The 6130-nt window shown below is 61.7% G+C and carries 8 protein-coding genes; all 8 read left to right on the top strand.

Annotation, left to right across the window (positions count from 1 at the left end):
- Nucleotides 1–168: FlhC family transcriptional regulator (locus RMO57_RS02620; protein WP_310383937.1), on the top strand; the 168-nt coding region annotated here is incomplete at its 5' end.
- Nucleotides 169–199: 31 nt separating this feature from the next.
- Nucleotides 200–934 carry a class I SAM-dependent methyltransferase gene (locus RMO57_RS02615; RefSeq protein WP_310383935.1) on the top strand — a complete coding sequence of 245 codons (735 nt, stop codon included), beginning with the start codon at nucleotides 200–202 and terminating at the stop codon, nucleotides 932–934.
- 136 nt (nucleotides 935–1070) lie between these two features.
- Nucleotides 1071–1931: a flagellar motor stator protein MotA gene (motA, locus tag RMO57_RS02610; protein ID WP_310383933.1), complete on the top strand. Its 861-nt coding sequence runs from the start codon at nucleotides 1071–1073 to the stop codon at nucleotides 1929–1931.
- A 123-nt stretch (nucleotides 1932–2054) separates the two neighbouring features.
- A complete protein-coding gene (gene motB / locus RMO57_RS02605) occupies nucleotides 2055–3005 on the top strand; it encodes a flagellar motor protein MotB (RefSeq protein ID WP_310383931.1) in 951 nt (316 codons plus the stop codon).
- Nucleotides 3006–3031: 26 nt separating this feature from the next.
- The gene (gene cheY, locus RMO57_RS02600) at nucleotides 3032–3424 is read left to right on the top strand and encodes a chemotaxis response regulator CheY (protein ID WP_310383929.1); all 393 of its coding nucleotides are present in this window, start codon (nucleotides 3032–3034) and stop codon (nucleotides 3422–3424) included.
- 17 nt (nucleotides 3425–3441) lie between these two features.
- The gene (locus tag RMO57_RS02595; protein WP_310383928.1) at nucleotides 3442–4077 is read left to right on the top strand and encodes a protein phosphatase CheZ; all 636 of its coding nucleotides are present in this window, start codon (nucleotides 3442–3444) and stop codon (nucleotides 4075–4077) included.
- A gap of 171 nt (nucleotides 4078–4248) precedes the next feature.
- Complete coding sequence (gene flhB / locus RMO57_RS02590) at nucleotides 4249–5421, top strand: flagellar biosynthesis protein FlhB (protein WP_310383926.1); 1173 nt, start codon at nucleotides 4249–4251, stop codon at nucleotides 5419–5421.
- A partial coding sequence (locus RMO57_RS02585; protein WP_310383924.1) for an FHIPEP family type III secretion protein occupies nucleotides 5418–6130 on the top strand: 713 nt, incomplete at its 3' end. The genes flhB and RMO57_RS02585, both read left to right, overlap by 4 nt.

Here is a 6130-nt window from a genome sequence, read left to right as displayed (position 1 = left end):
GTCAAGTTCATCGACAACGGCATGTTGACGATGACCAAATGCTCGGAATGCGGCGGCCACTTTGTGACCCATCCCCACGAGATTGCCCGCCACTATGTGTGCGGCATGTGCAAGCCACCGGCCCGCGCCGGCAAGGGCCGCGCTCAGGGCGCGATCCAGATGCACTGAAGCGCGCTCGCACCCCATACCCTGCGCACACATGCAATTGCTGCGTTGGCCGCTGCCCGCTTTGCTGACTTGGGGCCTTGCCTGGGCCGCCTTGGTCGGTCTGACGGCGCTGGGCCTGGGGCAGGGCGTGGCGTTTGTGGCCGCCAGCTTGTTGGCCGCCGGCCTGGCATTGCTGCATGAAGCGCGCTGGCGCCGCCTGATCGTCGCGCTGGGCTTCCCCTTGTCGATGTTGTTTGCCCTGCGTTCGACCGACTTGCCAGCCTGGGCCTGGTTGCTGCCGCTGGCGCTGTTGGCGCTGGCCTACCCGCGCCGCACTTGGAGCGACGCGCCCTGGTTCCCGACGCCCCCAGGTGCGCTGATGGCCTTGCGCGACTTGGCGCCCTTGCCCCCGCATGCCGCCTTGCTGGACGCCGGCTGCGGCCTCGGCCATGGCCTGACGGAGTTGCGGCTGGCCTACCCGGCGGCGCGTATCGAGGGCATCGAGTGGAGCGGCCTGCTGGCGCGCCTGGCTGCTTGGCGCTGCCCATGGGCCAAAATTCATCGCGGCGATATGTGGACTCTGGATTGGGCGCCGTATGCGCTGGTCTACGTCTTCCAGCGGCCCGAGACGATGGCGCGAGTCTGGGCCAAGGCCTGCCTTGAGCTGCCGGCCTCGGCCTGGTTGATCAGCTTGGATTTCCCGGTTGCCGGCCAGACGCCGGTGGCCAGTTTGACCCTGAGCCGCGGGCACAGCCTGTGGGTCTACCGCCCACGAGCAAGCGGATAGTCAGCGCCCGGTGCAATTGCGCTGATTGAGCGGTCAAACCCGCCTTGATGCGCAGACCGCTGATCCCGCAACTTGCCACACTCAAGGCTTAGGCTATCCCGCCGATAAGGGCAGGGAAGCATCAATAGAAAGCACTATGTTTGTCCTCATCGGTTGGGCCGTCGCGATGGTTTGCATCTTCGGCGTCTACATATTTCACGGCGGCAATATTCAGGTGATCTTGAAGGCGTTGCCGTTCGAGATGATCACCATTTTTGGTGCGGCCATCGGTGCCTTCCTGGCCAACAATCAGATGAAGGTGGTGAAGGCGACGCTGGCCGGTTTGGGGCGCTGCTTCAAAGGCAGCAAGTTCAGCAAGGCCCGCTATATGGAGCTGCTGGCACTGATGTACGACATTTTGCAGAAGGCCCGCAAAGAGGGTCTGATGTCGATTGAAAAAGATGTCGAAGATCCGCACTCGTCGGCGCTGTTTCAGAAATATCCGACCGTCGGCAATGACCACCATGTGACCGAATTCATCACCGATTACCTGCGCATGATGGTGTCGGGCAACCTCAATGCGCATGAGATCGAATCTCTGATGGACAACGAGATCGATACCCATCACGCCGAAGAGCATGCGGCCGTAGCCGCGATCCAGCGCATCGCTGGCGGTCTGCCGGCCTTCGGTATCGTGGCGGCGGTGCTGGGCGTGGTCAACACCATGGGCTCGGTGGGCCAACCGCCGGCGGTGCTGGGCGGCATGATCGGCTCGGCGCTGGTGGGTACCTTTCTCGGCATTTTGTTGGCCTATGCTTTTGCAGAACCTCTGGCTGGTTTGCTGGAGCAAAAAGTCGAGGATGCGGGCAAGGAATTGCAGTGCATCAAGACCACCTTGCTGGCCAGCATGCAGGGTTACGCCCCGCAAGTCGCGATCGAATTTGGCCGCAAAGTGCTCTTCTCCGGCGACCGCCCCTCCTTCGGCGAGCTCGAAGCCCATGTGAAGGGCAAGAAGTGATGGCTATGCCCGTACTTGAGACGCTGGAGGGGGGCTCCAAGTCCGCTGCCGGGCCGCTCCCAAAGCGGACGGCGCCCCCTCGGGGGGCAGGAGCCGTAGTCGGCGACGTGGGGGTCAACAGTCATGGCCGGTGACGCCAAAAAACTCCAGCCCATCATCATCAAGCGGGTCAAGAAGGGCGGCCACCCCAGCCACGGCGGCGCCTGGAAGATTGCCTATGCCGACTTCGTGACGGCGATGATGGCCTTCTTCTTGCTGATGTGGTTGCTCGGGTCGACCACCGAGGGCGACAAAAAAGGCATTGCCGATTTTTTCGGCTCGCCCCTCAAGGTAGCGATGCAAGGCGGCTCCGGCTCAGGCGATTCCTCGTCGGTGGTCAAGGGCGGCGGCAAGGACTTGTCGCGTGAAACAGGCCAGGTTAAATCCGGCGACGTCGAAGCGCAAAAACGCACTTTCAATCTGCGCGCTTTGAAAGAAGAGCAGCGCAAGGCCGAACGCGCAAGGCTGGAGGAATTGAAGGACAAGGTCGAAAAGGTCCTCGCCAGCAATCCGCAGCTGACGGCGCTGGGCGGGCAGATCAAGCTCGACATGACGCTGGAGGGCCTGCGCATTCAGATTGCCGACGAAGAAGGGCGCCCTATGTTTGATAGCGGCAGCGCCATCGTCAAACCCTATATGAAGCAGTTGCTGCGGGAACTGGGCGGCGTTTTGTCCGAAGTCCCGAATCGTTTAACTCTTGAAGGTCACACGGATGCGCAGCCCTTCTCCGCTGGCGACCGGGGCTATAGCAACTGGGAGCTGTCTGCCGACCGGGCCAATGCATCGCGCCGGGAATTGATCCTGGGTGGTTTGCCGGAAGCGCGCACGCTGCGTGTGCAGGGTCTGGCGGCAAGCAAGCTGCTGGAACCCAAGCAACCCGAAAGCCCGATCAACCGGCGTATCAGCATCATCGTGATGAACCGCGATGCCGAAGATGCCGTCTTGAAGAATTTACCGCCAGAAGATTCAGCGCCGGCCGCGGTGCCAGCCGCCGCTGAAATAAGTCCCTCAAGTTCTGCCACCAAGCCCCGATAAGTCTCTCTAGCCCTGCGAGGAAAGCCATGAGCACAGATATGAAATTTTTGGTTGTTGATGACTTCTCAACGATGCGGCGCATTGTGCGCGGCCTGTTGAAGGAGATTGGTTATACCAACTGCGACGAAGCCGAGGACGGCGTTGAAGCCCTCAGCATGCTGAAGTTGGCCAAGTATGACTTCGTGGTCAGCGACATCAATATGCCGAATATGACCGGCTTCGAGTTGCTCAATGCGATCAAGGGTGATCCCAATTTGAAGCATCTGCCGGTGTTGATGGTGACCGCCGAAGCCCGCAAGGAAGACATCGTGTTGGCGGCGCAGTCAGGCGCGGCCGGCTATATCGTCAAGCCCTTCACCAAGGCGACCCTGGAAGAAAAGGTCATGAAGATCATGCAAAAACTGGCCGCAGCGGCCTGATTCCAGGGAGACACAGTATGTCAATCGAAGCATTGAGCAAATTGGACGCGGGTACCGATCCGCTGACGGTCTCGCCCGAAGTATTCCAGCAGTTCGGCACCATCACGCGGGTCCTGCATGACACCATGCAGCAGCTTGGCGTGATGCCCAAGCTGCAGGTGGCCACCGATGGTCTTCCCGATGCACGCAGCCGCCTCAGCTATATCGCCACCAAGACGGCAGCGGCCGCCAACAAGGTGCTGAACTCGGTCGATGAGGCCAAGGTCGATCACGCCTACATCACCAACGCCACCAACGAGATCGCGGCCGCCTTGGTGGCCGATCCGGTCAAGGCGGTGGCCAGTGGCGCGGTGTTGAATTTCGTCAAGGAAGTCGAGGCCCGCACCGCGCGCATCGATGGGCATTTGACCGACATCATGATGGCGCAGGACTTTCATGACCTGTCCGGCCAGGTGGTGGCCAAGGTGGTGACGCTGGCGAATGATCTGGAAGACAGCCTGGTCAAATTGCTGGTCTCCATCGTGCCGCCGGAGCAGCGCGAGAAGGTGGACCCGAATATCTTGCAAGGCCCGGTGGTCAATCCTGAAGGGCGCACCGATATCGTGGCCGATCAGGGCGAAGTTGATGATTTGTTGGCGAGCCTGGGCTTTTGATTGCCCGCAACGCTTAAGCAAAAAACCCGCAGGCAGCGGGTTTTTTTACGTCCGGCGATTTGTCTCCGTCGATGACCGCTGCTTTTACCGAGCTTATTCGCCTTAAGTTTTTGGCCGGCCCGCCAACAATGGCTGCACGAGCTTAGCCCCGCTCGTACAACCAGACCCATCATGGCCGACCAAGACGCACAAGACAGAAATTTACCGGCCTCAGCCAAGAAGATTGAAAAATCTCGGGCCGAGGGCCAGCTGCCGCGTTCACGGGATCTGCCTCATTTCGCGATGATGATGGCCGCTGCGGCGGTGCTGATGCTGGGTGGCCCAAAGATCGTCGAAGCCTTGCAAAATATGTTGGGTTTTGCGCTGCGCTTTGACGCCCGCATGCTGGCGCAGCCCAACTTCATGGCCGAGCGCCTGTGGGATTTGTCGCTGCGTTTTCTGATGGTGATGTTGCCCATCAGTGCGTTTTTGATGCTGGTGGGCATCGCCAGCAATATCGCCTCGGGCGGCTGGAACTGGACGCTGAAGCCGCTGACCCCCAAATTCTCCAACCTCAACCCGCTCACCGGCCTGGGTCGCCTGGTCTCGGGCCAGGGCGTCGGGCAAGCGCTGAAGGCGGTCGGCCTGGCCTTGGTGCTGGGTGTGATCGGCGCGATGGTGCTGCGCGACCGCATGACGACCTTTGTCGCCATCATGTCGGTGCCGCTGCCCGCTGCCTTGGTGTACGCCGGCCAGCAGCTGATGGGCGGGCTGACCTTGCTCGGTGTGGCGCTGGCCTTGTTCGCCGCCATTGACGTGCCGCTGCAGCAGCAGCTCTATATGCGCCGCATGCGCATGACGCGTGAAGAGGCCAAGCAGGAAATGAAAGAGGCCGAGGGCAACCAGGAGATCAAGGCCAAGATCCGCCAGAAGATGCGCGAGGCTTCACGCCGGCGCATGCTGGCCGCCGTGCCGACCGCCGACCTGATCGTGATGAACCCGACCCACTATGCGGTGGCGCTGAAGTATGACGAGGCCAAGATGGCCGCGCCGCGCGTGGTCGCCAAGGGCGCGGACCTGCTGGCGATGAAGATTCGTGACCTGGCCACCGAATCCAAGGTGCCGGTGCTGCAGTCGCCGATGCTGGCGCGCGCGCTCTATGCCCATGCCGAGATTGACCGCGAGATCCCGGTCGAGTTGTTCTCCGCCGTGGCCCAGGTGCTGGCCTATGTGTATCAGCTGAAGGCCGCGATCAAGAACCGCAGCACCAAGCCCGTCATGCCCAATCCGCCGGTGCCGCCGGAGCTGGATCCGCACAACAAGCCGGTCCCCACGGACAGCGATCTGGAGGATGAACCCGTATGAACGCCTTGATCGCTCAATTGCAGACCTTGCTGGGGCCGCGCGCCGGCGTGCTCAATGCCTTGGGCGCGCCGGTGGCCGTCATCATGGTGCTGGCCATGATGGTGCTGCCGCTGCCGCCCTTCATGCTGGATTTGATGTTCACCTTCAATATCGCAATGGCGGTGATGGTGATGATGGTGGCCGCGCACATGATCAAGCCGCTGGACTTTGCGGCCTTTCCGACCGTGCTGCTGTTGACCACCTTGCTGCGCCTGTCCTTGAACGTCGCGACGACCCGCGTGGTCTTGATGGAAGGCCACACCGGCACCGGCGCTGCCGGCAAGGTGATCGAGGCCTTCGGCCACTTCCTGATCGGCGGCAACTTCGCCGTCGGCCTGATCGTGTTTGCAATCCTGGTGGTGATCAACTTCATCGTGGTGACCAAGGGCGCGGAGCGTATCGCCGAGGTCGGCGCACGCTTCTCGCTGGACGCGATGCCGGGCAAGCAGATGGCGGTCGATGCCGACCTGAACGCGGGCCTGATCGACGAGAAGGAAGCCAAGCGCCGGCGCGCCGAGCTGGGCGACGAGGCCGACTTCTTCGGCTCCATGGACGGTGCCAGCAAGTTCGTGCGCGGCGACGCGGTGAAGCCTGATGTGACCAAGTGGGTGCAGGTGGATCTCGGCAGAAGCGTTGCGTTGGAAGAAATCCGTCTCGTGCCCGCGCGCCC

Source organism: Roseateles sp. (assembly GCF_031397715.1).
Taxonomy (GTDB): Bacteria; Pseudomonadota; Gammaproteobacteria; order Burkholderiales; family Burkholderiaceae_C; genus Paucibacter_A.
The sequence above is the reverse complement of the archived record's forward strand: the minus strand, read 5'-3'. Positions and strand labels throughout refer to the sequence as shown.

What these genes read in the sequence shown, in the direction of transcription:
- RMO57_RS02595 (WP_310383928.1), top strand. Translation starts at nt 3,442, where the DNA reads ATGTCAATCGAAGCATTGAGCAAATTGGACGCGGGTACCGATCCGCTG.
- motA (WP_310383933.1), top strand. Translation starts at nt 1,071, where the DNA reads ATGTTTGTCCTCATCGGTTGGGCCGTCGCGATGGTTTGCATCTTCGGC.
- RMO57_RS02615 (WP_310383935.1), top strand. Translation starts at nt 200, where the DNA reads ATGCAATTGCTGCGTTGGCCGCTGCCCGCTTTGCTGACTTGGGGCCTT.
- cheY (WP_310383929.1), top strand. Translation starts at nt 3,032, where the DNA reads ATGAGCACAGATATGAAATTTTTGGTTGTTGATGACTTCTCAACGATG.
- flhB (WP_310383926.1), top strand. Translation starts at nt 4,249, where the DNA reads ATGGCCGACCAAGACGCACAAGACAGAAATTTACCGGCCTCAGCCAAG.
- motB (WP_310383931.1), top strand. Translation starts at nt 2,055, where the DNA reads ATGGCCGGTGACGCCAAAAAACTCCAGCCCATCATCATCAAGCGGGTC.